Below are 24,671 nucleotides of genomic sequence, written 5' to 3'. Positions count from 1 at the left end.
CCTACGACCGCCCTTCTGTGAGGACTGCGAACACGACTGGGGACTGGGCGTCCCGGAGCGTCGTGGCGAGCGTCGAGACGCGCACACCTCCCGACGCGAACACCGCCCACGCGTCCCGTCCCGCCGGAGCGAGGGTCAGGGGCGCGTCCAGCGGGAGGCCGGCGCCACGAAGGCACTCGACGGCGGTCAGCACCCGCGTCGCCGCGGTGCCGAGCCCTTCACCGGTCTCCGCGGAGACCAGCTCGGCCAGCGGCGCGTGCGCGCCGAGCAGTTCGAGCCATTCGGCCTCCGGCCGCTCGGTCACCGGCGCGACGCCGGAGCCCAGCGTGCCCTCGGCGGCGACGCACAGGGTCACGCCCGCGCCGTGGGCCGCCGAGACCGTCGTGCCGCCGTCGATCTCCAGCGCTCCATCGGGAAGGTGCCGGACCTCGACCTGCCTGCCGAGCGCGCGCCCGGCCGCCACGGCCGTACGGGCCAGGCGCTCGGCGTCGCCGTCCGGGCCGTCAGGATGACGCGGTTCCACCGCGACCGCCACCCGGACACCGACCAGGTCCTCAAGCGTGCGCTCCAGGTAGGAGCCGAGGATCGGGGTCACCCACGGGCCGCGGCCGTCCTTCTTGCGTACGGCCTGCAGGCGCAGGCCCTCCCACCGCTCGACGACCTCACCGGCCGGTGTGCGCACCGCGATGTCGTAGATGTAGGTGTCACCGTCGCGCTCCCGTTCGGTGGCGCAGTAGCGCAGCTCACCCGCCGCCGCCAGCGCGGCGCCGCCGGGGTGGATCCGGTCGATGCCGACCGGCAGCAGCGTGGCGTCCGGCACACAGACCTGGTTGCCGTGCATCAGGGCGTCGCGCATGCCCGGGTCGCCGAGCAGCAGCTCGCCGGACAGGAAGCCGGCGAACCAGTCCCCGGCCTCCAGCGCGGCCACGTCCGCGTCGACGTGGCGTGCGGCGGCCCTGTGGTAGCGGCGCAGGCGGTGGAACCGCCCGCCCTGGAACAGCACGTCGCCGTACAGCTCGGTCGCCGGGTCCAGCGGCACGACCGGCAGGCCCTCACCGACCTGGCTCGGCGGGCCCTCCGGCGCCGCCTCACCGGTGAACCGCAGCCGCGCGCGGAAGTGGTCCACCTCGAAGCCGGTCTCCGCGCTGCGGATGGCCACCTCGACCGTGTCGTCGTCCTCCGTGACGGTGGCGGCGACCCGGATCGTGGTGCTGCCCTCCGGCGGCACGATGATCGGCCGCAGGAACTCGGCCCGCTCGATCACCGGGATCGCTTCGCGTCCGATGGTCGCCGAGGCCACCTGCGTCATGGCCTCCATGCCGAACACGGCCGGGAACAGCAGGTTGCCGTCCAGGAGGTGGTCGGCCAGGTAGAGGTCGGTGCCGGCGTTCATCTCGGCCTCGGTGACGAGCTCGACACCGTGGTAGCGGATCAGCGGCTTGTCGACGAAGCGCAGCAGCGGCAGCGACGGCAGGTCGTAGCGGACGGTGTCGATGCCCTCGGTACGCCCGCTGATCACCACGATGCTGGGGGCGTCGGGGTCGGCCACCAGCCGCCGCATGATCTGCACCCCCTGCTCGGGGGAGATCGGCGTGATGCCCTTCGCGGCGAGACCCTCGACGACCGAGAGCCGCTCGCCCATGCCGACGTCGGACCAGACGGACCACTCCATGCAGATCGCGCGGCACTGCGGGTGCCGCTCGCCCACCTCACGGGTGAGGTCGGCCAGCCAGTCGTTGGCCGTGGAGTAGTGCGCCTCGCCGTGCAGACCGGCACGGCCGATGATGCTGCCGAACGACACCAGCAGGCGGAGCCGGCCGGGGTCGACGACGTCGAGCACGTTGCGCAGGCCGTCGACCTTCGGGGCGAAGGTGCGCCGGAAGGCGGCCATGTCGAGGGTCGACAGGCCTCCGGGCTCGTTGCGCCCGGCGCCGTGCAGCACCGCGGTGACGGGCCCCAGGGCCGCCTCAAGCTCGGCGATCCCGCTGCGCACCGCGCCCGCGTCGGTGACGTCGGCACGTGCGTAGTGGACCGTCACGCCGGAGTCGCTCATCCTGCGGAGGTTGTCGGCCAGCTCCTGGTCGGCGGCCGGGTCGGAACGGCCCAGCACGGCCAGCTTGGCACCGGTGTCGGACGCCACCGCCAGCGCGCACTCGGCGGTGATGCCCTTGCCGCCACCGGTCACCAGCAGCACGTCGCCGCCGTCCAGCGGCAGCTCCGTGCGGGCCGAACGTACCGGCATCGCGCGCATCGTCGGCACCCGGCGCACGCCGTCGGCGTCGTAGAACGCCTCGGCGAACCTGGTGGTCGACCCCACCTCGGCCACGACCCAGGCGACCGCCTCGGGCGTCGCGGGCACGTGGACGATGGTGGTGCGCAGGTGAGGGGCCTCCAGCTGGAGCGTCTTGGCGAGACCGGCCGCGCCGCGGTCGTGCTGCACCACGACGAACCGGGTGCCTGCCGCACCGGCGATGGCCGCCTTCGCGCCCAGCAGCGCCTGCTCCAGGTGCTCCTCGGCGCAGTCCTGCGGGAGGACGACCAGCACACCGGAACCGACCTTGCCGCCTTCGAGCGCCTCCCGCAGCGGCCCGGCGAGCGGGGAGTCCCCGGCCGCGTAGAGCTGCCACTGGCCGTTCTCCTGGGGTGAGGTCCGCGCCGGGAGGCGCAGCTCGTCCAGGTCGACGGCGAAGGGCCGCGCCCAGGACGCGGCGCCGGCCACCAGCGTGGTCGGGGCGGTCTCGCCGGAGCCGGCGTTGGCCGCCAGCGCGTCGAGCGCCTCGGACAGCTCACGCAGGCTCGCCGTGGCGAGGTTGGTCGGCGCCTGGGAAGCGGGCACGCCCAGCTTCTGGGTCGCCTGGTCGATGATGTGCATCACCGTGACCGAGCTGAGGTGCAGCTCGTCCAGCGGCCTGCTGTCCTCGCTCACCATGTCGAGCGGCAACTCGGCCCGCTCGGCCGCCAGGCGGCGCAGCAGGTCGATGCTCGACTCCGCGGCGTCCCCCTCGGCGGCCGCCGTGCCGGAGGTGACGACGGGGGCCGCCTTGAGGGGCTCCTCGGCCCGGCGGGCGGCGGCGCTGATCTGGATCTGCGGCGCCTTCTCGACGGGGCTCTGGAAGAACGTGAACTCGGTGCCGACCTCCAGGGGCCGGACGAGCCGGCCGTGGAACAGCTCCTCGTGGACGACCGGGACGCCCGCGACGTAGGCCGCGCCCGCCACCCGGAGCAGTCCGGTGAGCGACTCGTCGTCGGTGTCCAGCGCGACGGCAGGCACCTCGGTCACCGACGCGGCGAGGCCGCTGAGCACCCGGCCGGGACCGACCTCGATGAGCAGGTCCATGTCCTTGGCCGCCACCTCCACGGCCTGGGTGAACAGGACGGGGTCGGTGATCTGCGTGCGCAGCAGCGCCGGGATGTCGGTGTCGGCGGGCAGGACCTCGCCCGTCACCGTGGAGACGACCTGCCGTGTGATCGGGCCGAACTCCTCCTCGGCGATCTGCGTGCCGAAGGCCTCTGCCGCCGGCGCCACCAGGGGCGAGTGGAAGGCGTGGGACACCTTCAGCAGCGTCCACTTAAGGCCGGCGCCCGTGGCCCTGCGCCCGAAGTCCTCGATCGCGCCGACCGGCCCGGCGATGACGGTCTGCTCGGGGCCGTTGTACCCGGCGATCACGACGGGCAGGTCGCCGGCCAGCTCGGTCACCGTGTCGGGTGTCGCCCGGACGCTGGCCATGGTGCCCGAAGCGCTGTGCTCGGTCATGGCCTTGCCCCGGACGCCCGCCACGCGCAGCAGGGCCTCCTCGTCCAGCGATCCGGCCCAGTGCAGCGCGGAGATCTCGCCGAGGCTGTGGCCGACCGCGACGTCGGCCTCCACACCGATCAGGGACAGGGCCCGCAGGCCCGCCATCGAACCGGTGACGATACGCGGCTGGGCGACCGCGGTCGCCACCATGTCGCCGCTGGTGGGCAGGTCCGCCTGGACGTAGATCTCCTCGACCTCGGCGAAGCGCCGGCGCAGCGCGCCGCCGCTGGTGCCCCTGCCCGACCCTTGGCCGGGGAACAGGAACCCGACCCGGCCGGGCCCGTCGGCGTGGCCGTAGAAGGCCCGCCCGTCGGGGGCGAACAGGCCGGTCTCACCCGCGTCGAGGGCGGCGAGCACGCGCCGGAGCTGCCGCTCGGCGTCCTCGGGCGAGGAGACCACCACGGCGGCGCGGAACGGCAGCTCGCGCAGGTCCCGCTGCAGCGTGGCGGCGAGGTCGGCGAGCTGGCCGTACGACACCTGCGTGACGAAGTCCGCCAGCTCGGCGACGCGCTCGCGCAGCGCCTCCGGTGAGGCGGCGTCGGCGAGCAGCAGCTCCATGTCCTGGAGCGACGAGGCCAGCGCTTTGGTGCGCGTCGAGAGCGGCGCCCGCCGCCTCGCGCCCGTCTTCTCCAGCACGACGTGGGTGTTGATGCCGCCGAAGCCCATGGCGGTGATGCCGGCGCGCACCGGGGCCCCGGAAGGCCAGGGCTCGGCCTTGCGCAGGACGCGGAGCGCCGCCGACTCGCCGGACAGGATGTCGTGGGGCTCGACGCAGCCGATGGCCGGAGGGAGCACCTGCTCGTGCACCGCCATCGCGGCCTTGATCAGGCCGGCGACCCCGGCGGCGGCCTTGGTGTGCCCGATCATCCCCTTGATGGAGCTGACCGCGGCGCGACCGGCCGCCGGATCGGCCTCGGACCTGGCCTGCGACAGCGCGGTGAGCTCGGTCGCGTCGCCGACGGCCGTGCCGGTGCCGTGGCCCTCGAACAGCTCCACCGTGTCGATGCCGAAGCCGGCACGCTCGTACGCGCGCCGCAGGGCCAGCTTGTAGCCGCTGACCTCGGGCCTGGTGATGCCGCCCTTGCCGTCGGAGGAGATGCCCCATCCGGCGATGGTGGCGTAGATGCGGTGCCGAGCCTCGATGGCCTCGGACTCCCGCATCAGCACGATCATGCCGCAGCCCTCGCCCGGCCAGAAGCCGTTGGAGTGCCGGTCGTACAACCGGAACTCGCTCTTGGCCAGGGCGCCGGTCTTGGCGAACCCGACGATCTCGAACGGGTCGATGGACAGGTCCACGCCGCCGGCGATGGCGACGTCGAGGTCACCGTCGAGGAGCGCCTTGCACGCCGTCGTCACCGAGAGCAGGGACGAGGAGCACGCGCCGTCGACGGTGTAGCCGCCGCCGTTGAGGTCGAAGTAGTTGCAGATGCGCCCGGCGATCGTGTTGGAGAGACCGCCCGCGAGCGTGTCCTCGTCGATGCTCGGGAACGGGCTCTTGTAGGTGGACTCGAGGTCCTCCAGGAACGTGGCGAGCCGTTCGTCGTCCCAGCCCTGCTCCTTGAGCACCGCGGCCACCGTGCGGCGCACGTACGGCCAGCGCAGGCGCATGACGTTGGCCCTGGTGAACTCCCCGGTGAGGGTGTTCCCCACGACCACGCCGGTGCGCTCGCGCGGCAGGCCCTGCGCCGCGGGGAAGCCCGCGTCCGCCAGGGCCTGGGCCGCCATGTCGAGCGCGAGCCAGTGCGTCAGGTCGGTGGAGCGGTATGTGCTGCCACCGATCTTGTAGCCGACACGGTCGAACTCGTAGCCCTCGATCACCGCAGCGGTGCGCGCGTAGAAGGTGTCCGGGTGGGCCGGGTCGGCGTTCCAGTAGTCTTCCAGCCGCATGCGCACGTCGGGGAGCCGTCGGAAGGCTCGGCGACCGGCGACGGCGTTGTCCCACAGTTCCTTCGGCGATGCGGCGTCCGGATATCGGCACGCCATGCCGACGATCGCGATCCTGGTCATACGGGCGCGCCCTCTTTCTGCGTGGCGGGAGCCTTCTCGATGGGCAACTCGGAGATCGCCCGGATCGCCTCCTGGGCCTCACGCTGCTTGCGGGCCTTGTCCACGAAGTGGATCGCCCAGAAGAACCCGCCGCGGATGGCGCAGACCCCCGCGGTGGCGAAGAACAGCGCGTAGGAGATGTGCACCGCGGTGAGCACCCCGTAGAGCAGGGCGATGCCACCGCCGAAGAGCACCTGGGAGGCCGGCTTGGAGGGGCTCGTGCCCGGGTCGGTGACCATGTAGTTGCTGAACAGCACGAACGCGACGCCCGTCATCATGCCGAGGGCCGCCGGGATCGAGGTGTCGAAGAAGATGCCGCGCACGATCGCCTGGAGGGCGAAGACCCCGACCCAGCCGGCGATCAGCGGCATCCGGTTGGTGAGCTTCCCGTTGAGCATCGTGCCGCCGACGATGATGATGCCGGGGATGATCCAGTCGAACCAGGTGTCGGTGTGCTCGGTGAAGTGGTACGGGGGCGCGATGCTGGCCCAGGGCAGGAGCAGCAGGATCACCGCGATGCCGAAGTTCGACGGGTTCATGAAGTGCCGCATGCGGCCCTTCACCGGAGCCCGCAGCACCCACTTGGCGCCGACCGCCACGACCACGCCGAAGATCAGGACCAGGACCTGGTCGTTGACGTAAATCAGCATGTTCATCGCGAGGCTGGTGATGTGTGCCGGATACAGGAACTGCATCAGGCCCTTGAATCCGCCGCCCGCGTACCGGGGCGCGCGCCCCTCTGTCTTGGCTCCGATCCACTCCAGCGCGATCTCGGTGGAGTAGCCGGTCGCCAGGGCGATGAAGGGCCACAGCCACGGCTGCTCGAACCCGAGCACGGTGTAGCCGAGGATGTTGAACACCGTGATCGACATCGCGAAGTTGCGCAGTGCGATGATGACCTTCGGGTCGTGACGGGGCGGGGCGCTGGGCTTCGTCTCAGCCATGTCGATCACTTCTCCTTGGCCTGCTGGCCGAGCACGAGCGAGTGCCAGCCCGTGGTCAGCTGAAGTTGCTGTTCGCGCACCTGTCCGGTGCGGTCGCGCCACCACAGACTCACCTGCACCGGCCCGTTGACGTTCTGGCCGAGCCCGATGTGGACGTCGGTGCTCCGCCGGCCGGAGTGGCCGCTGCTGCCGTCGACGCGGGCGATGAACGAGCGGCCGTCCGCCGTCTTGACCTTGACCTGCGCGCCGGTGACCGGTGAGCCCGCGGCGGGAAGGGTCCCCGTGACGGGGGAGGCGTCGCGGGTGAGCTTCAGACCCAGGAAGGCGCCGGTGGACGGGCTCTGGTTCTGGTAGAAGACCGGAGCGTCGAACTGCCGTGCGACGGCGAAGTCCACGCGGCCGTCCCCGTCGGAGTCGCCGGTGGCGATGCCGCGCGTGGGCACCGGGATGGCCAGGCCGAGCTGGGGCGCCAGGTCGACGTAGCGGCCCGTCGGGCCCTTGACGAAGAAGTGCAGGGTCTGGTGACCACCGATGTCGTCACCGGCCTGGGCGTTCGGCCACCAGAACGGGTTCTGCAGCAACTGGTCGTTGGCCGTGGCCAGCTCCTGGAGTTGCGGCCAGCGGTCGATCTGTCCCTTCACGAACCCGGTGGCCTGGGCGATCGTGAGCTCACCGCTGTTGTTGAAGTCCTCCATCTTGACGTCCCAGCCCCAGCCGGACCAGGCCGTGCCCGCGGGACCGCTCTTGTCCACCCACGGCGCCTCGCCGGCGCGCAGCTTCGCCCGAAGGTCGGCCTGGTCCTTGGCCGTCGAGACGAACTGGAAGTTGCTCTCCTCGATGCCCCACGAGGTGGTGATGTTGCTGACGAACATGTCGTAGATGCCGTCGTGGTTCAGGTCGCCGAAGTCCAGGCCCATGCCCTTGAACGAGTCGTGGCCGACCGTCTTGGACTTGGGGATCAGCGGCGTGCGCACGCCCTCGACGGGCGACAGCTTGATCTGGCCCGGCGTCGAGCGGTTGTAGAACATCCGGTCCGGGCCGAAGTCGTTGGCCAGGTACAGCTCGGGGAGCAGGTCCCCGTCCAGGTCGTTGGCCGCGGCGCCGAGCTCCCAGCCCTTGGAGGCGTAGTCCGGGAGGACGTTGTCGAGCTTCTGGTAGGTGACCGAGGGGGTCGCACCGGAGGTGGCACCGGTCCAGCGGAAGAAGTAGTCCTCGCCGCCGTTGTGGGCGTCGGACATGGAGTGATTCATGTGGACCCCGCCGCTGACCGTGGAGTCCAGCACCGGGCTGTCGGCGAAGTAGTTGCCGATGAAGATGTCGTCGTGCCCGTCACCGTCGAAGTCCGCGACGGTGGCGGCGTTGGTGTTCCACTGCGGGCCGTTGTACTCGCCGCCGCTCGAGTTGGCGCCGGGGACCAGCTCCGTCGCCTGGTAGGCGTTGGCGTCCAGCTTGGTGGCGCCGGGCTTGGCCAGATGGACGATCGGCGTGCGGCCCCACATGTAGACCAGCAGGTCGATGCGGCCGTCCTCGTTGTAGTCGCCGGGGACGCAGCCCATGGGCGCCATGTGGTCGTTCACCGGCAGCGTGCCGGAGTTCAGCGCGAACGAGGCGTACCTGTCGCTGCGCGCGCCGGGAGTCGGCGTCACCACGGTCTGGTCGGTACGGGTGTCGACCAGGCACAGGTCGTTGGACAGTCCGTCGCCGTCGAGGTCGTTCATCGCGATCGCCGCGCCAACAGAGGAGATCCAGGCGTCGATGTGCTTGTAGTCCTGGTTCACCTTGCGGATCGTCTGCTGCGCGTGCCCGCCCGGGAGCGATATGGACAGCGGCTTGAACGCGAACTTGCCAGCGATGTTCGTCGTTTCGGCCGCGGAGTACGAGGGCAGACGGGCGATCAAGAAGACGCTCGTGACCAGCACGAGGGCGACGATTCCCGGTAGCTGCCTGCGCAGCCATCCAAGGGTCGCAGTCACGGGCTAACACCTCCAAGAGAGACAAATTGGTCGGCGATACGTCGGCGCCACACCTCATAGGCCGGCACATCGCCCTGAATCGGCTGGTCGGGGCGGGATTCATTGCTGATCCGCGCCGCCTGCTCCGGCGTCACGCCGCAGAAAACCTCTGTCGCGATCTCCGTCGCGGGGACCACCAGCCCCGGTCTCACCCGGGCTTCGGCCGCGAAGGCGCAGCCTTGCGCGAGCTGGGGGCGGTACTGTCCCGCGCGCTCCCGGAACCGGCGGAGCTCCTGCTCCTCGGCCCCGCAGGCGTAGGTGGCCGCCAGCCCGGCGCCCGCGTACAGGTCGCCACGCCGGGACTCGGGAAACTTGTGGATCATGTCGGTGACGACGTCGACGTCGGTGCCTCCGACGAACCACATGGCCCGCCCGATGCCCTGGTCGATGACACGGTTGGCGTACCCGGGAGGGGCGTCCGCCGGCCACGGGAACCGGGGGTCCTGGTACTGCCCGTGTACGTACTGGTCGGTGCGGAAGTAGGCCTGGTGGAAGCCGTATCCATCGAGCGCGAGCCACCGCAGCAGCGGGTCCGGCGCGTGGATCTTGGACCACAGGAACCTCGGGAGCCGGGCCATCGCCCAGCCGACGCCGACATAGACCAGGTAGATCTGGGCGTCACCTCGCCCGGCGAGGAAGCCGGCGACCTTGCCACCGCTCGCCAGCGGGGTCGCGTCCAGGACGGCGAAGCCCATGCCCGCGCCCTCGTAGGCGAAGCCGCGGAAACGGCGCGGGATCTGCTCCAGACGCTCCTCGGCCTCGGCAGGCGTACGCGACTCCGCCGCATAGGCATAGCCGGTCAGAAACATCTCGCCGACCGTTTCCAGCAAATCCCGGGACTCCGGACTCTTCACATGGAAACCACGTGTCGCGAGCTTCGTCTCCGAGACGTTAGGTGTGATAATACGGCGCCTCAACGACCGTAGAACGCTGGCCAATTGCCTCTCCCTCCCCCCGGGTTTCCCCTTGTCCGCGGGAAATCTTTTACTTAGATGTAGCCATATGGGTTGACTTCTGGTCCACTTCAAACGTGCTCACTAGAACGAGCGCATTACTTATCCGGGCATGCCGATAAAGACCGTCCGGCCAAAAGGAATCCCGCCGAGGCGGGATCGTGGTCGCCGTTCTCCGGCGGGGGCGTCAGCTCAGGACACGGTCCGCGCTGAAGTGCGCGCGCACCCCACGCCGCCACAGTTCGTACGCCGGGACCGGCTCGGACCCGGCGGACTCCACGGCGGTGGCGTCGGCGAGCGCGACGGCGGCCTCCACGGAGAGCCCGGCGAGGACGGCCGTGGCGGTCTCGGTGTGCTCGGGCACGAAGCCCGCGAAGTCGCGCGCCTTGGCCGCGAAGACCACACCCTGTGCCAGCTCGGGGTGGTGGTCGCCCGCCGCATGGCGAAGGGCGTCCAGGCCGCCGGCGTCGCTGCCGCCGGCGAACGTCGCGGCGAGGCCGACTCCGCTCCACAGGTCGGCGTGCCGGTGGGCCGCGAAGCTCCCCACCCTGGCTGCGACGTCGGGCACCTGCCCGCCGTGGATGAACCACAGCGCGCGGCCGATGCCCTGGTCGACCGCCCGCAGGAAGTAGTCGGGCGAGCCTTCCCACGCGTAGGGCGACGGGACGCGCTGCTCGTCGACCCAGCGCCGGGTCTCGAAGTACGCGCGGTCGAAGCCGTAGCCGTCGACCGCCAGCCAGCTCATCGTCGGGTAGTACGCCGACCCGCTCAGGTCCGGCATGATCTTCTTCCACAGCGGCCGGGGCAGCCGCGCCATGGCGAAACCGATTCCGATGTAGGTGAGGAAGATGTGGGGCTGCCCGGGGCCGAGCAGGAGGTCGCGGGTGCGGTGGCCGCGGCCCCCGCCCATGGCGTCGACGATGGTGAACGCCATCGTCGCCCCTTCGTAGGCGAAACCGCGCAGCTCCTGATCGACCATGCTCAACCGGCGCTCGACCTCCCACTGGTCGCGCGCGTCGATTCCCCACTCGAATCCACAGATCACCGCCTGGGGAATGGCCTCCAGATGGCGGGTGGCGTCCGATGGCGTGACCGGAAAGCCGCGCACGCCGAAAGTCACGTCGGCCAGCGATGGGGTCAAGACGAGCCTGCGCAGGGAACCGATCAGGGTAGGCATGACGCTCCTTGTCGTTCGCCGTCAGCTGATGGCGTAACGGGCACCAACTGGGCTATTTCATGGTCATATACCGACTTGTTTAGGCACATCTTTCGTATTGCGGTGCTATGAGGCGTCTGGAGTGATCGGCCTTACCCGGGCGTCGGAAGCCCTCGCGTGAGCGGAGGCTTCGGTCGGCGTCCGATGGGGCTATCGAGGCATCCCGCTGATCCGCCAGGCGGTGGAGCCCGCACTCGGCGTGACCGGCTGACGCGAGGCACGAGAGCCCTCGACCCAGGCGGACGTGGCCGCCTCCTCGGGCGCCGGCTCGGCGGCGGCCGACGCGGCGAGTGTGGTGAGGGCGATTATGAGCGCCGCCAATTCCTCGGGCGTCGGGTTCCCGCGTAGCACTCTCAAGAACACGCTTTGCGCCACGTCACGCCTCCAGATCGTGGTCGCCGTCCTCCTGAGGGTCACCCGCACAGCACGAGCACGCAACCTCTTGAATGCGCATCTCGGAACGGCCGGGCGCCACCGGTCAAGGGATCGGCGTGGCAGGAAGCGGGTAAGGCCGGGCAGCTTGCTGACTGCGAGAACCCTGTCTACGGGGCCGATACCAAGCGCAGAGTTGGTAATGCGAGAACAATTGGGAACCACAACCAAAGGGCTGATCAAATGACGAATGCCGTGACCTATCCCGTCCGCAGGAATAACATCGTGGAACTCCCCGACCTGGCCGGGACCAGCGAACTCTCATGCGGACTCGAGTGGCCGCACCGCCCTCCGCTCGTCCCGGTGGGAAATGAACAGGAGCCGGATCCACATATCGATCTGGACTCCAATGAACCGGGAATTCGGGGCCTGTTCAAGTTCCGCCCGGAGACGGCTCTTCCCCTGGTCGCGCTGTCCGAGGTGCTGCTCTGCGGAGAAAGCACGCTGAGCCGGGGAGAACGCGAACTCATCGCCGCCTACGTCTCGGCGCTCAACCAGTGCCGGTTCTGTTTCTTCACGCATGCCGCCTTCGCGGCGGTGCGGGCCCCTGAGGGGATGACATTGGTGGAACAGGTCTGCGCCGACCTCGACTCCGCGCCGGTCTCGGACAAGCTGAAGGCGTTGCTCGCCATCGCGGGGGCGGTCCAGGAGGGGGGCAAGCGGGTCACCAAGCAGCACGTGGCCCATGCACGGGCGGCGGGCGCGACGGACCTGGAGATCCACGACACCGTGCTGATAGCCGCGGCGTTCTGCATGTACAACCGCTATGTCGACGGGCTTTCCACCTTCGCCCCAGACGATCCCTCCGTCTACGCCGCACGGGCGAAGATGACGGGAGGGTACATCGCGGTGCTGGCCGACTCGCAGCGGGAGGCGTGAGCGTTCATGGGGAAGAAAGGCCACCCGGACCTCGGGTCCGTCGACGGCGGAGGCCGGGTGACCATGAAATCGGACGATAGGGTGGCGGCCGGCCGGAGCCGTCGTCAGCGCCGGACGCGGAAAGGAATGGGACTACGAGAAGAATTCGTCGATGACGTAGGAGTCCTGCGGGAAGCTCCACCGTTCGGCGATTCTGCCGCCGACGATGCGGAACACGTGAACACCGCGCTCGTTCAGCACCTTTCCATCGTGATCCCCGCGAATGCGGAGCAGGACCGAGACGTACTGGTCGTCGGCGAGGAACACTTCCGGCTCGTACCGCATCGAATTGCCGGACTGCTCGGCGAGTTTCGCGAGGTAGCTTGAGACGTTCGCCTTGCCTGAGTGGTCACCCGCCAGTGAACCCCGGCCCGGAACGTGGAAGACCACGTCCTCGGCGAGCAGGTGGTCCCGAATGTAGTCCAGGTCACCCTTGGCGATGGCGTCGTAACTCTCGCGGGCTGGATTGACGTTGGGGTGTTCGGACATGAACTGCCTCCTGGAGATGGTGCGGATCTTTTGGGGGGCGACGGTGACGCTACGCCTGGGCGTCTGAGCAAACAAGGGAGTGAGGACAGACTTACCGTAAGGTCACGTGAGGGTAACGACCTAAAGGAAACGGACAGAAAGGACGATTAGGGTCGCAACAAAAACCGGCCATTGACAGCCGGGCGGCCATATGACGAACATGAGCCTTTGTCGGATGGATCTGTTCGCCACGACCGCCTGAGAGGCGGCCTCTCCTCGCCGGTGAGGAAGCCAGCCTGCCCGCATCACCGTCGCCTGATCACAGCGCGTAACCTCGGCGCCTGCCGTGCTCTGAGGAGGCGCGGACGAGACCGCCGGACCCGACGACCGTGAAGGACACCACTCATGGCCAGCCACCCAAGCGCGTTACCCTCCCGAGCGGGCCTGCCGACCACCCCGAACCGCGAACGGGCGCCCATGACCCGCCGACCCGCCATCGTCCCCGCTTGATGAGCGCGCAGGGCGAGCACCTCCACCGCTACCTGATCATCGGCGCCGGACCCGGCGGCCTGCAGCTCAGCTACTTCCTGCAGCGGGCCGGCGCGGACTACCTCACGCTGGAGCGCGAGGCCGCCCCGGGCGGGTTCTTCCGCCGGTTCCCGCGTCACCGCAGGCTGATCTCACTGAACAAGGTCCACACCGGCGAGAAGGAGCCGGAGATCGCCCTGCGCTGGGACTGGAACAGCCTGCTCAACGACTCGCCCAGCCTGATGTTCCCCCGCTACTCCAAGGAGTACTTCCCGGACGCGGAGGATTTGCTGCGGTACCTGTCGGACTTCCAGCGGGAGCACGAGCTCAACGTGCGGTTCTCCACGGCCGTCGAGCGGATCGAGAAGACCGGCGGTCACTTCGCCGTGCACGCGGCGGGCGAGGTGTTCCGCGCCGAATGCCTGATCATGGCCACCGGCTGGGGTGGGCCACACATTCCCGATATTCCCGGCATCGAGCTGGCGGTGGGATACGAGGACGTCTCAAGCTCGGGGGTGGACTTCACCGACAAACGCGTATTGATCATCGGCAAGGGCAACTCGGCGTTCGAGACGGCCCAGGCCATCCTCGGCCACGCCTCCATCATCCACCTCGCCAGCCCGAGCCCGGTCCGGCTGGCGTGGACCAGCAAGCACCCCGGGCACGTACGCGGCCAGTACGGCGCCCTGCTGGACAGCTACTGGTTCAAGACCCTGCACGGCGTGCTGGAGTGCCGCATCGACCGGATCCGGCGCGAGGGCGACCGGTTCAAGGCGGAGATCACCTACACGCTCGCCGAGGGCGAGCGGGCGCTGCTGGAGTACGACGTGGTGGTGCGCTGCACCGGGTTCACCATGGACACCGGCGTCTTCGACGCCTCCTGCACACCTGAGCTCGCCCCCAACGGACGCATCCCCGCCATCCGCCCCGACTTCCAGTCCACGAACGTCGACGGCCTCTACTTCGCCGGGACCTTGATGCAGGCCCGCGACTTCAAACGGGCCTCGTCGGCCTTCATCGACGGGTTCCGCTACAACCTGCGCACCTTGGCCGCCCTGCTCGCCGAACGCTACGACGAGACACCCCTTGTCCCGGAGGCGCTGCCGGCCGACCCCGACCAGCTGACGGCGAGCATGCTGGACCGGGTGAACTACAGCTCGGCGCTGTGGACGCAGTTCGAGTACCTGTGCGACGTGTACGTGGCCGACGAGGCGACCGGTCAGATCCGGCACTACGAGGACCTGCCCGAGGACTACGCCGTCGACCGGTTCGCCGGGCACTCCCTGTTCTTCACGGTCACCCTGCGGTGGGGGCGCCAGGACCACGCGGACGTGTTCGCGATCAAGCGGCATCCGACCCCGGAGCGGGCGCACGAAAGCGCGTTCCTGCATCCGGTCGTCCGGGTGTGGCGGCATCGCGAGCAGGTCGCCGAGCGGCATCTCCTGGAAGACCTGATGGCCCAGTGGCGCGACCCGGTGAGGCACGTGCGGCCGCTGCGCGAGTTCCTCGCCGGCCACCTCCCCACGGACGCCTCCTCAGTCCCGCCCCGGTGAATCCGGGCCGTCCACCAGCCGCGCCACCAGATGGTCGACGACGTCGGCGGGCCGGCCACGCCGGGCGTGGGCGGCCCGCTGCCGGGCCGCTCCGGTGCCGGCGGCGCGCAGCCGCTCCAGCCGGCGGGTCACCATATCGAGGTCGCCGGTTCCCTCCAGCGCCGGGCGGATGTGGTCGAGCAGCGCCGTGACCAGGTCGCCGGCCGGCCGCAGGTCGCCGGTCACCGGGTCGACGCCATGCCCGTCAAGGCCGTCCCTGGCAGCCCGCCAGTACGCCACCCGCAGCCGCTCGCCCGCCAGCCGAGGCCCCGGGTCGCCGTCCTCCACCCGCTCGAGCGACACCAGCACCAGGGCCCGTGCCACCGCGGCGAGCAGCGCGGACTCCTCCGCCGTGGCGGGGACGTCGGTCACCCGGATCTCCAGCGTGGGCAGCCGCGCCGACGGGCGCACGTCCCAGAAGATGGTCCCGGGATCCACCAGCGCCCCCGACTCGGTGAGCCGGCCGACCAGGTCGTCGAACTCGGCGAGCGAGGCGAAGTACGGCGGCGGCCCGGCCACCGGCCACCGGCCCCAGCACAGGGTCCGCCAGCTCGCGTATCCGGTGTCGCGGCCGAGCCAGAACGGCGAGTTGGACATCAGCGCGATCAGCACGGGCAGCCACGGCCGGATGTGGTTGCTCACCAGCACGGCGCGCTCCCGGTCGGGCAGGTGCACATGGACGTGCCCCGCGCAGATGCTCTGCTCGTCGTGCAGCGCGCGATAGTTGGCGATCCCGACCGCGTACCTCGGATCGTCGGTGATCGGCGGCGGGACCGCCTCGCCCAGCACCGGCGTCCCCGAGGCGATCACGGCCAGCCCCCGCTCCGCGGCGGCGGCGGCCACCACGGCGCGCATCCGCCGCAACTGCGCCTCCAGGTCGGAGACGCCCGCACACGGCGTCGTCTTGGTCTCCACCTGGAACCGGGTGATCTCGGTGCCGACCTGCTCGCCCAGCTCGTCCGCAGCACGCTCCACGACCTCGCCCGCCCGCGGCGCCACCTGCCTCGTCGCCGGATCGACGACCAAGTACTCTTCCTCGACCCCCATCAGCGGGCAGACCGCATCGAAGGGCACCTGATGGGGTGAATCCACAGTCGCCGTCATCCCTGCTCCCGCCTCGGGAAGTCGCCCGTACCGGCGGGCGTGCTCTGTCGACGACGCCACGTTACCCACTCGGATCTTCTCCCGCGGGAACAGAACGCCGATCGCTTCCGCGAATGAGCATTACTGAAGAAACACCGCGACGTCACCCGCGGGGAGGAGCGGACGGCATGGTGGCGAGACCGTGGCGGAACGCGTAGGTGACGGCCTGCGCGCGATCACGCACCCCGGCCTTGGCGAAGAGCTTGTTGATGTGGGTCTTCACCGTCGCCTCCGTGATGTAGAGGGCGCGCGCGATCTCGGAGTTCGACCCGCCCTGCGCGATCAGGCGCAGCACCTCGGCCTCCCGCGGGGTGAGGCCGTCGGGCAGGTCGTCATCCTGCGGCCGGCCGCGGGTGACCGCCTCGACCAGTCGTCTCTGCACCGCGGGGTCGAACTGCGCCTCGCCCCGGCGCACGCTCGCGATGGCCTGCGCGATCTCGTCGGCGCGCGCGTCCTTGGTGAGGTAGCCCCGCGCGCCCGCGCGCAGCGCGGCGAACACCGACTCGTCGTCGGAGTAGGTCGTCAGCACCACCACCTGGGTACCGGGGTGTTCGGCCCGGATCCGCCGGGTGGCCTCGACCCCGTCCATCCGGGGCATGCGCAGGTCCATCAGCACCACGTCGGGACGCTCGCCGGCGACCAGCCGCAACGCCTCCTCACCGCTCGCCGCCGCCCCGGCCACCTCGATGCCGGGCAGCAGGCCGAGCAGCAGCACCAGCCCTTCCCGCACGACGGTCTGGTCGTCGACCACGATCACGCGGGCGGGGCCATCCGCCGCGGCCTCCCCGCTCACGCGGGCACCCGCAGACGCACGGTGAACCCCTTCCCGTCGGCCCCGGCGTGCAGGCTGCCCCCGATCAGCTCGGCGCGCTCGCGCATGCCGATCAGGCCGTAACCGCTGCCCGTGGCCGCAAGCCGTCCCGGCTCGCCGCCCATGTCGCGCACCTCCAGCTCGCACCAGCTCTCCCCGCAGCGCAGCTCCATGGCCACCTCGGCGAAGGAGGCGTGCTTGTGCACGTTGGTCAGCGCCTCCTGGGCGGTGCGGATCACCGCGAGCCGGGCCTCGGGCGGCAGCCGCGCGGGCTCGCCGGAGACGGTCACCTTGCACGGCGCGCCGGTCACCGACCGGAACTCCCCCGCCAGCCGTTCGAGCCGGCCGGCCAGGGGCATCTCGTCGCCGCGCAGTGCCTCCACCGCCCGCTTGGCCTCCTCAAGACCGGCCCGCGCCATCTCACCCGCGAGGTCGACCCTCTCCAGCGCCGACCCTGAATCGTCCCCGCGCTCCAGCAGCAGGCGTGCCCCTTCCAGGTGCACGATCTGGGCGGACAGGGAGTGCGCGAGGATGTCGTGGATCTCGCGGGCCAGCCGCTGCCGCTCCCCCATCACGGCCTCGCGCGACCGGGCCTGCGCCATCGCCGCCGACTGCCTCCTGGTCACGGCCAGCTGGTTGACGACCGCGGCGAAGAACATGGCCCAGCCGAGGCCGGTGGCGATCCCGAAGGCCGCGTCGTTCGGCAGGGAGTTGACCCGCGCCATCAGGACGAATCCGATGGAGGCGAGAACCGAGAGCGGCACCGCCTGCCACAGCCGCATCCGGAAGGGGGCCACCCAGACGACGAGGAACAAGATGGCCACGCCGGTGTAGGGGGTCAGCGCCTCCATGCACAGCGCGATGACCGTGGCCACCGCCGGCAGGACCGCGTAACGCGGCGTGCCGCCCCATCGCAGCGTCGCGACACAGCACGCCGTCGCCGCGATGTACAGGACGGCGTTGAGGCCGCCGCCCGCCCATCCCCGCGTGCCCGCGGCGTCGATCGTGCCCCAGACCAGAGAGGACAGCAGATAGGCGGCCACCACCGCGCCGATCGCGTACTGCCACCATGGCCGCCTCTGCCGTGTCACGCGAGAACCGTACCTCCGCGTGCCGGCCCGGCGCCTCCACCCGGGGGTGGGCGGAGCTCCACCCCCGGTGGGAACCTCAGGTGCCCACCCCCGGCATCACGACGTCGCCCCCCGGCCCGGGCGACAGTCTGCGTATGCCAGCGATAACGGTCACCCACCTCAGCAAGTCATTCGGCCGGGTACGTGCCGTCGAGGACCTCTCGTTCACCGTCGAGCCGGGCCGCGTCACCGGCTTCCTCGGCCCCAACGGCGCGGGCAAGACCACCACGCTCCGTATGATCCTCGGGCTGGTGGAGCCGACCTCGGGCACCGCCGTGATCGGCGACCGCCCGTACACCCGGCTGTCCGCACCGATCGCCACGGCCGGAGCGGTGCTGGAGGCCACGGCCTTCCACCCCGGCCGTACCGCCCGGATCCACCTGCTCGCCCTGTGCACGGCGGCCGGCATCCCCCTCGGCCGGGCCGACCAAGTGCTGAAGGTGGTCGACCTCGCGGATGCGGCCGACCGGCGCGTGGGCGGCTTCTCGCTGGGGATGCGCCAGCGTCTCGCCCTGGCCTCGGCCCTCCTCGGCGACCCCCTCGTCCTCATCTTGGACGAGCCCGCCAACGGCCTGGACCCGGCGGGCATCCACTGGCTGCGCGGCTTCCTGCGCGACCTGGCGGCCGAGGGGCGCACCGTGCTGCTGTCGAGCCACCTTCTGGCCGAGATGGAGCAGACCGCGGACGACCTGATCATCATCAACGGCGGGCGGCTGGTGACAGAAGGCACCGTCGACGAGCTGGTCGGCGCGCGTGCCGGGCTGGAGCAGACCTACCTCGAACTTCTCAAGGAGACCCGATGATCAACCTGGTGAAGGCGGAGCTGCTGAAGGCGCGCGCCACCCGCTCGGTCTGGGCCCTCGGGGCCGTCGGCGTGGCCTTCTCCGTCGTGTGGGCCGTCGTCGACGTCCTGGTCTTCATGCGGCTCGGCGACGGATCGGGGTCCATCGACCGTAAGGTCCAGGACGCGTACAGCATGGCGCAGCAGGGCTATCTGCTCGCCCTCATCCTCGGCATCGTCGTCATGGCGGGCGAGTACCGCCATCAGACGATCACGTGGGCCTTTCTCGTCACACCGCGGCGCGGCAAGGTGATCACGGCCAAGCTGCTCGCGTGCGCCGTCCTCGGTCTCGTGCTCGGAGTCGCGTCGGCCGTCGTGACCGGTATCGTCACGGCCATCCTGCTGGCCGCCACCGGGCACCCCGTCACCGCGCCCGGAGTCCCGCTCGTCCTGATCGGATCGGTGCTCAGCACGACTCTGTGGGGGGTGTTCGGCGCCGCGCTGGGCGCGCTCATCCGCAACCAGGTCGCCGCGACGACGGTGGCCTTCCTGTGGTTCTTCTACGCCGAGTGGTTCCTCGTCATGCTGGCCCCCTCCGTCGGCCGCTGGGTGCCGACCGGGGTGGCCAAGTCGGTCAGCGGATGGAGCCGTGACGGGATGGTCGGTTTCGACGGCCGGCCCATTCCCGGGGAGTTGCTCCCCGTGTGGGCGGGCGGTCTGGTCTTCCTCGGTTACGCCCTCGCCGCGGCGGCCGCGGCCCGGCTGGTCAGCGTCCGGCGCGACGTCACCTGACGGCGGTGTGTCAGCCGCGTTCGGCCGCGATCGCGGTGACCAGGCGGCGCAGCCCGTCGTCCAGCCCGACCCTGGCCCGCCAGCCGGTGACAGAGCGGAACGCCTCGGGGTCCGCCACCATGTGCCGCAGGTCCGTCGTGGTGGCCCCGTCCGCGGGCGGCACCCGCACGACGGGCACGGGGGGACGGCCGGTCCGCTCGGCGACGAGCCGCACGACGGCGTGGAACGCGTCGCCCAGCCGTTCGCCCCGGCCGGTTCCCAGCAGCCAGTGCCGGCCGGACAGCGGGCCGGGATGGTCGAGCGCCGCGGCGAAGGCGGTGGCCACGTCCCCGGCGTACAGCAGGTCACGGGTCACGGTTCCGTCCCACAGGGTGAGCGCCTGCCCGGCCAGCGCCCGCCGGACCATGGTGGCGAGCACGCCGCGGTCCCGCGGGCGCTCGGGGGGCGCGTCGCCGTAGACGGTCGGCAGACGCAGCGAGATCCCGCGCACCGCGCCGTCCGCGGCCGCGGCCAGCAGTGCCCGCTCGGCCGCCTGCTTCTGCCGGTCATAGGTGCTGACCGGGTGGTCGGGTTCGCCGCCGGTCAGCGGGACGCGCGGGGGCACGCCGACCTGAGAGAGGGAACCGGCGAAGACCACGACGGGCGGCGGTCCGGACCGCCGCTCCGCACCGAGGACGGAGACGACGTCGCGCATGACACCGACGTTCACCCGTTCGCTGTCACCGTGCTCGTCCGCGCCACGCCAGCCCGCGGAGTGGGCCACCAACTGCAGCACGGCATCGGTGCCGCGCAGGACCTCCCGGAGATGGCCGGGGGCGGTCACATCGGCCTGGCGCTGCTCGACCTCGGCGGCACATCGTACGGGCACCGTCGCCGGCCCGCGCGATACCAATCGGAGGCGGACCGGCCGGCCGGCGAGCTCCCGTACCACGGCCGATCCGACGAAACCGGACGCGCCCAGGACGGTGACCAGCGGGCGAGCCCGGCTCTGAGGATGGGTCACCCGGTCCGCTCCCCCCACAGCCCGCTCACACCGTGCTTCCGAGGCAAGGTCCTCTCCTTTTCCCGCGACCGCGACCGCGGCTCGCGCAGGGACCAGGACGGCGACCCTACACCCGGCCGGAAGCGGGAGCCGGGAGAGGCCTGGGCACCGCAACGCGAAGAAGCAGGGGTTTCCGTAAGCGGGTGGACGATGGATCCTCGACGTGCGCGAGGTCCCCGTCGTCTGACGGGTGGACGGCCGTCATCCAGCGAAAGAGCGGGAACCATGACCCCACACGATCTCGTCGGCGGCGCCGTCGCGTTCACCCCGCGGCGGTACCCCGACCATCGAGGTCTCTTCGTCTCGGTGCTGGAGGAGTCGTCGTTCACCGCCGCGGTGGGACACCGGCCGCCGTCGGTGGCTCAGCTGAGCTGCAGCCTCTCGCGGCCCGGCGTGGTGCGCGGCCTGCATTACTGCCGCACGCCACCGGGCTGCGCGAAGTTCGTGCACTGCCCGCGCGGGCGGGTACTCGACATCGTGGCGGACGTCCGCGTCGGCTCGCCGACCTTCGGCCGGTGGGACTCGGTGGTGCTGGACGACCGTGAGTTCCGATCGGTCTACATTCCCGTTGGCATGGCGCACATGTTCGTGTCGCTGGAGCCCGGCAGCATGATGTCGTACGCGCTGTCGGTGGAGTACGTGGCCGAGAACGAACTGGCGGTGTCGCCGTTCGACCGCGACCTCGCCATCTCCCTGCCCGATGGGCTGGAACCGATCGTGTCGGACCGGGACCGCGACGCCCCGGCCCTGGCCGAGGCGCTGGCCGCCGGCGCGCTGCCGGACTACGACACCTGCCTGCGGCTGGAGGCGGAGCTCGGACTCGCCGCGGGCGCGACCACCTGAGCCGATCCGGCTGATCGGAGACTCCACGACCCGGCGACCCCGCATCTCGTATCAACACTTTTCGGTACATGTACGGATGTCGCTACGGATGTTCAACTCCTGAACGCTGATCTAGCGTCGCGGCAACAGGCGGTTCGCCCCGGCCGCCTTCGCGGAAAAGGAGCCCCGTGCAGTGACACCCCCTGCTCTCCCGCCGTAGCCACCGCTTCAGCCATGGGAGACATCTCCGCAGGATGAGCGGGCTGCCCGCTTAGCCGCACAACGGCGTCATCCGGCGGCAAGCACCATTCATTTCTCTCATCACCCCCCGCTCCCACTGTGTCCGCCACCGGGTGCTTCCCGGTGGTGCGATCGCGGCTGCCCGCGTACAACGCGGAACGCGGCGTGGGAGGCAGAGAAAGGAAGAACGCGCATGAGGCGCAGAGCCCTACTCGCGGCGACCGCCGCACTCACCATCGCCGGCGTGGTGGTACCCACCACCGCCGCGGCCGCGAAGCCCCCTCCCGGTAGCGACGGCAAGGTCCAGTCGTCCGCCGCCGACCCGGCGCAGCGCGCCGCCGCAGCCGCCGACCAGGCGGTCGCGAGTGGCCTGGACAAGCTCGGCTTGAGCCCCAGCGAGACCTACAAGCGCACCGCCGTCACCGCGGGCGCGGGCATGTACGCCGTCACCTACGAGCGCGCCTACAAGGGCCTGCCCGTCGTGGGCGGCGACGCGGTCGTGGTCACCGACGCGAACGGACGTGTACGCGACACCGCGGCGGCCACTGCCGCCACCCCCCAGGGCGTCCCCACCACGCCGACGGTGTCCGCCGAGACCGCCACCGAGACGGCGAAGACCAGGCTGGACCGGGCCGACGACAGCGCCGCCCCGCGCCTGGTGGTCCTGACCTGGGGCGACAAGCCACGCCTGGCATGGGAGGCGCTGGTCTCCGGCATCCTCCAGGGCAATCCGAGCAAGCAACACGTCTTCGTCGACGCGACCACCGGCGAGATCGCCGACTCCTACGACGAGGTCAAGGCCGGCACCGGCAACGGCTACTACTACGGCACGGTCACCATCAACACCAGCGGCTCCGGCAGCTCGTACTCGATGACCGATTCCACCCGCAGCGGCCTGAGGTGCGGCGGCCAGAACGGCTCGGCCTACACCGGCCCCGACGACGTCTGGGGCAACGGCAGCGGGACCAACCTGGAGACCGCCTGCGTCGACGCGCTCTACAGCGTCCAGCGGGAATGGGACATGCTCGGATCCTGGCTCGGCCGCAACGGGATCAACGGCAGCGGCGGAGGCTTCCCCACCCGCGTCGGGCTGAACGCCGTCAACGCGTACTGGAACGGCAGCTACACCAACTTCGGCCACTCGCAGGACAACGCCCGCCAGGCCACGCCGATCGACGTGGTGGCGCACGAGTTCGGCCACGCCATCTTCCAGACCACCCCCGGCGGCGCCGGCTCCGGCAACGAGAACGGCGGGCTCAACGAGTCCACGGGTGACATCTTCGGCTCGCTCACCGAGGCCTACGCCAACAACCCCAACGACCCGCCGGACTACCAGGTGGGCGAGGAGGTCAACCTCGTCGGCCAGGGCCCGATCCGCTACATGTACAACCCCTCGCTCGCCGGCGACCCCAACTGCTACTCCTCCTCGATCCCCAGCACCGAGGTGCACGCGGCGGCCGGTCCGCTGAACCACTGGTTCTACCTGCTCTCCGAGGGCTCCGCGCCCGGCGGCGGCAAGCCGAACAGCCCCATCTGCTCCGGCGGCCCCTCCTCGGTGACCGGCATCGGCATCCAGAAGGCCGGCAAGATCTTCATGGGCGCGCTCCAGCGCAAGACCTCGACGTGGAGGTACACCAACGTCCGGGTGGCGTCGCTGGCGGCGGCGGTCCAGCTGTACGGCGCGAGCAGCCCCGAGTGCGCCGCCACCAAGGCGGCCTGGAACGCGGTCAGCGTCCCCGCGCAGTCGGGCGAGGCCTCGTGCAGCTCGTCGACCAACGACTTCTCCATGTCGCTGAGCCCCACCGGAGGCACGGTGGCGCCGGGTTCCGCGACCACGACCACGGTCGGCACGACGACCACCGCGGGTAGCGCGCAGACGGTCTCCCTCAGCGCCTCCGGGCTGCCTTCCGGAGCCACCGCGAGCTTCAGCCCGTCCTCGGTGACCTCGGGCGGCTCCGCCACCCTGACGATCAGCACCGGCTCGTCCACCCCCTCCGGCACCTACACCGTCACGGTGACGGGCACCGGGCCGGGCGCCACCCACACCGCGGCGTACACGCTGACCGTGTCGGGCAGCCCAGGCGGGCGCACCTTCACCAACGGAACGGACTACACCGTCAACGACCTGACGACGATCCAGAGCCCGATCACCTCCACCGCGACCGGAACCGCCGTGTCCCCGGTCCAGGTGAGCGTCACCATGTCCCACACCTGTGCGGAGGACCTCCGCATCAGGCTCCGCGGCCCGAACGGCACCTTCTACACGATCGACACCAGCGGCGGCTCCAGCTGCACCTCCTACGGCACCCGGTCCTACTCGGTCCCGGTGACCCAGGCGGCGGCCGGCCAGTGGATCCTGGAGGTCAGCGACCAGTACTTGCAGGACACCGGCTTCCTCGACTCGTGGACCATCACGGTCTGAGCCGCATCGCCACCGGCCCCCGGGACCATGCCCTGGTCCCGGGGGTTCGCCTTGTCCCCGGCGACCAGGCGGGTGACTCCCGCGTATAGGCAGGCGGCTTCCGCGTTCAGACGATCGGCTGCCGCGTTCAGGCGGGTGGCTGGGCGACCTGGGTCCGTGACCGCACGCCCAGCTTGCGCAGCACGGTGGCGACGTGGGTCTCGACAGTGCGCGTGGACAGGAAGAGCACGTCGGCGATCTCCCGGTTGGTACGGCCGAGCGCGACGAGCCTGGCCACTTCCCTCTCCCGCTGTGACAGCCCGCTCGAACCGCTCTTCCGAGGACGCGGGAGCCGGCACTCCGCGCCGATGTCGCGCAGCACGCGCCTGCAGCGGGCGGCGTCGTGGGTGGCGCCCAGCTCCCCGAACCGCTCGGCGAGCCCGGTGAAGGCCGCCGCCGTGCCGCCGTCCCCCAGAGCGAGCCGGGCCCGCGCCTCGCCCTCCCCCGCGCGCGCCGCCGCGTACGGCTGGGGCAGGACGGCGTAGGCCTCGCGTGCCCGCGCGAAGAGGCAGGCGGCGTCGGCATGCCGACGTTCCGCGGCGGC

18 protein-coding genes are annotated in these 24,671 nt (G+C 70.8%); 6 read left to right on the top strand and 12 right to left on the bottom strand.

The annotated features are described in order from the left end of the window. Position 1: 1 nt before the first annotated feature. The 6 genes from ABD810_RS06775 to ABD810_RS06750 all read right to left on the bottom strand — a co-directional run bounded on the left by ABD810_RS06775 (position 2) and on the right by ABD810_RS06750 (position 11,330). On the bottom strand, positions 2–5,803 hold the full coding sequence (locus ABD810_RS06775; protein WP_344935673.1) for a type I polyketide synthase: 5,802 nt from the start codon (positions 5,801–5,803) through the stop codon (positions 2–4). Next, positions 5,800–6,786 (bottom strand): enediyne biosynthesis protein, encoded by a 987-nt coding sequence (locus ABD810_RS06770; RefSeq protein WP_344935671.1) that lies wholly within the window; start codon positions 6,784–6,786, stop codon positions 5,800–5,802. Before ABD810_RS06770 ends, ABD810_RS06775 begins: the two co-directional genes overlap by 4 nt. Positions 6,787–6,791: 5 nt before the next feature. Then, positions 6,792–8,759 carry a CRTAC1 family protein gene (locus tag ABD810_RS06765; RefSeq protein ID WP_344935669.1) on the bottom strand — a complete coding sequence of 656 codons (1,968 nt, stop codon included), beginning with the start codon at positions 8,757–8,759 and terminating at the stop codon, positions 6,792–6,794. After that, positions 8,756–9,715: a DUF1702 family protein gene (locus ABD810_RS06760; RefSeq protein WP_344935667.1), complete on the bottom strand. Its 960-nt coding sequence runs from the start codon at positions 9,713–9,715 to the stop codon at positions 8,756–8,758. Before ABD810_RS06760 ends, ABD810_RS06765 begins: the two co-directional genes overlap by 4 nt. Positions 9,716–9,938: 223 nt before the next feature. Then, the gene (locus ABD810_RS06755; protein ID WP_344935664.1) at positions 9,939–10,928 is read right to left on the bottom strand and encodes a DUF1702 family protein; all 990 of its coding nucleotides are present in this window, start codon (positions 10,926–10,928) and stop codon (positions 9,939–9,941) included. Positions 10,929–11,117: 189 nt separating this feature from the next. Continuing rightward, positions 11,118–11,330, bottom strand: coding sequence for an acyl-CoA carboxylase subunit epsilon (locus ABD810_RS06750; protein ID WP_344935661.1), 213 nt, complete (start codon positions 11,328–11,330; stop codon positions 11,118–11,120). A gap of 252 nt (positions 11,331–11,582) precedes the next feature. Here ABD810_RS06750 and ABD810_RS06745 point away from each other — a divergent pair, with 252 nt between their 5' ends. Then, entirely contained in the window at positions 11,583–12,278 is a 696-nt protein-coding gene (locus tag ABD810_RS06745) for a carboxymuconolactone decarboxylase family protein (protein WP_344935658.1), read from the top strand. 132 nt (positions 12,279–12,410) lie between these two features. Here ABD810_RS06745 and ABD810_RS06740 read toward each other — a convergent pair whose 3' ends face one another. Continuing rightward, complete coding sequence (locus ABD810_RS06740) at positions 12,411–12,806, bottom strand: nuclear transport factor 2 family protein (RefSeq protein ID WP_344935655.1); 396 nt, start codon at positions 12,804–12,806, stop codon at positions 12,411–12,413. Between the two features lie 488 nt (positions 12,807–13,294). Here ABD810_RS06740 and ABD810_RS06735 point away from each other — a divergent pair, with 488 nt between their 5' ends. Beyond that, a complete protein-coding gene (locus tag ABD810_RS06735) occupies positions 13,295–14,866 on the top strand; it encodes an NAD(P)-binding domain-containing protein (RefSeq protein ID WP_344935652.1) in 1,572 nt (523 codons plus the stop codon). On the opposite strand, the gene ABD810_RS06730 is transcribed toward ABD810_RS06735, so the two are convergent. From ABD810_RS06730 to ABD810_RS06720, 3 genes are all read right to left on the bottom strand, one after another. Beyond that, the gene (locus ABD810_RS06730) at positions 14,849–16,009 is read right to left on the bottom strand and encodes a carboxylate-amine ligase (RefSeq protein ID WP_344935649.1); all 1,161 of its coding nucleotides are present in this window, start codon (positions 16,007–16,009) and stop codon (positions 14,849–14,851) included. The two genes, ABD810_RS06735 and ABD810_RS06730, sit on opposite strands and share 18 nt — an antisense overlap. 142 nt (positions 16,010–16,151) lie before the next feature. After that, a complete protein-coding gene (locus ABD810_RS06725; RefSeq protein WP_344935647.1) occupies positions 16,152–16,841 on the bottom strand; it encodes a response regulator in 690 nt (229 codons plus the stop codon). Beyond that, positions 16,838–17,950 (bottom strand): sensor histidine kinase, encoded by a 1,113-nt coding sequence (locus ABD810_RS06720; RefSeq protein ID WP_344935645.1) that lies wholly within the window; start codon positions 17,948–17,950, stop codon positions 16,838–16,840. The genes ABD810_RS06725 and ABD810_RS06720 overlap by 4 nt, the downstream gene beginning before the upstream one ends. A 134-nt stretch (positions 17,951–18,084) precedes the next feature. Between ABD810_RS06720 and ABD810_RS06715 the strand changes: the two genes are divergently transcribed. After that, positions 18,085–18,792 (top strand): ABC transporter ATP-binding protein, encoded by a 708-nt coding sequence (locus ABD810_RS06715; protein WP_344935642.1) that lies wholly within the window; start codon positions 18,085–18,087, stop codon positions 18,790–18,792. Then, positions 18,789–19,562, top strand: a complete 774-nt coding sequence (locus ABD810_RS06710) for an ABC transporter permease (RefSeq protein WP_344935640.1) — start codon at positions 18,789–18,791, stop codon at positions 19,560–19,562. The genes ABD810_RS06715 and ABD810_RS06710 overlap by 4 nt, the downstream gene beginning before the upstream one ends. Positions 19,563–19,572: 10 nt before the next feature. On the opposite strand, the gene ABD810_RS06705 is transcribed toward ABD810_RS06710, so the two are convergent. Continuing rightward, a complete protein-coding gene (locus ABD810_RS06705; protein WP_344935637.1) occupies positions 19,573–20,565 on the bottom strand; it encodes an NAD-dependent epimerase/dehydratase family protein in 993 nt (330 codons plus the stop codon). A gap of 264 nt (positions 20,566–20,829) precedes the next feature. Between ABD810_RS06705 and ABD810_RS06700 the strand changes: the two genes are divergently transcribed. Together ABD810_RS06700 and ABD810_RS06695 are read left to right on the top strand one after the other, a co-directional pair. Beyond that, positions 20,830–21,447: a dTDP-4-dehydrorhamnose 3,5-epimerase family protein gene (locus ABD810_RS06700; RefSeq protein WP_344935635.1), complete on the top strand. Its 618-nt coding sequence runs from the start codon at positions 20,830–20,832 to the stop codon at positions 21,445–21,447. 412 nt (positions 21,448–21,859) lie between these two features. Then, positions 21,860–24,088, top strand: a complete 2,229-nt coding sequence (locus tag ABD810_RS06695) for a M4 family metallopeptidase (RefSeq protein ID WP_344935633.1) — start codon at positions 21,860–21,862, stop codon at positions 24,086–24,088. Positions 24,089–24,215: 127 nt separating this feature from the next. On the opposite strand, the gene ABD810_RS06690 is transcribed toward ABD810_RS06695, so the two are convergent. Continuing rightward, positions 24,216–24,671 (bottom strand): helix-turn-helix transcriptional regulator (locus tag ABD810_RS06690; protein WP_344935631.1); only part of this gene is annotated, 456 nt, incomplete at its 5' end.

This window comes from Sphaerisporangium flaviroseum, from assembly GCF_039537005.1.
Lineage (GTDB): Bacteria > Actinomycetota > Actinomycetes > Streptosporangiales > Streptosporangiaceae > Sphaerisporangium > Sphaerisporangium flaviroseum.
Note: the sequence above shows the minus strand (reverse complement) of the source record. Positions and strands in the feature narration are given on the sequence as shown.

Excerpts from the sequence above, each read along its gene's own strand:
- ABD810_RS06775 (WP_344935673.1), bottom strand. The coding sequence starts at position 5,803 with ATGACCAGGATCGCGATCGTCGGCATGGCGTGCCGATATCCGGACGCC.
- ABD810_RS06770 (WP_344935671.1), bottom strand. The coding sequence starts at position 6,786 with ATGGCTGAGACGAAGCCCAGCGCCCCGCCCCGTCACGACCCGAAGGTC.
- ABD810_RS06755 (WP_344935664.1), bottom strand. The coding sequence starts at position 10,928 with ATGCCTACCCTGATCGGTTCCCTGCGCAGGCTCGTCTTGACCCCATCG.
- ABD810_RS06745 (WP_344935658.1), top strand. The coding sequence starts at position 11,583 with ATGACGAATGCCGTGACCTATCCCGTCCGCAGGAATAACATCGTGGAA.
- ABD810_RS06740 (WP_344935655.1), bottom strand. The coding sequence starts at position 12,806 with ATGTCCGAACACCCCAACGTCAATCCAGCCCGCGAGAGTTACGACGCC.
- ABD810_RS06735 (WP_344935652.1), top strand. The coding sequence starts at position 13,295 with ATGAGCGCGCAGGGCGAGCACCTCCACCGCTACCTGATCATCGGCGCC.
- ABD810_RS06730 (WP_344935649.1), bottom strand. The coding sequence starts at position 16,009 with ATGACGGCGACTGTGGATTCACCCCATCAGGTGCCCTTCGATGCGGTC.
- ABD810_RS06715 (WP_344935642.1), top strand. The coding sequence starts at position 18,085 with ATGCCAGCGATAACGGTCACCCACCTCAGCAAGTCATTCGGCCGGGTA.
- ABD810_RS06710 (WP_344935640.1), top strand. The coding sequence starts at position 18,789 with ATGATCAACCTGGTGAAGGCGGAGCTGCTGAAGGCGCGCGCCACCCGC.
- ABD810_RS06700 (WP_344935635.1), top strand. The coding sequence starts at position 20,830 with ATGACCCCACACGATCTCGTCGGCGGCGCCGTCGCGTTCACCCCGCGG.
- ABD810_RS06695 (WP_344935633.1), top strand. The coding sequence starts at position 21,860 with ATGAGGCGCAGAGCCCTACTCGCGGCGACCGCCGCACTCACCATCGCC.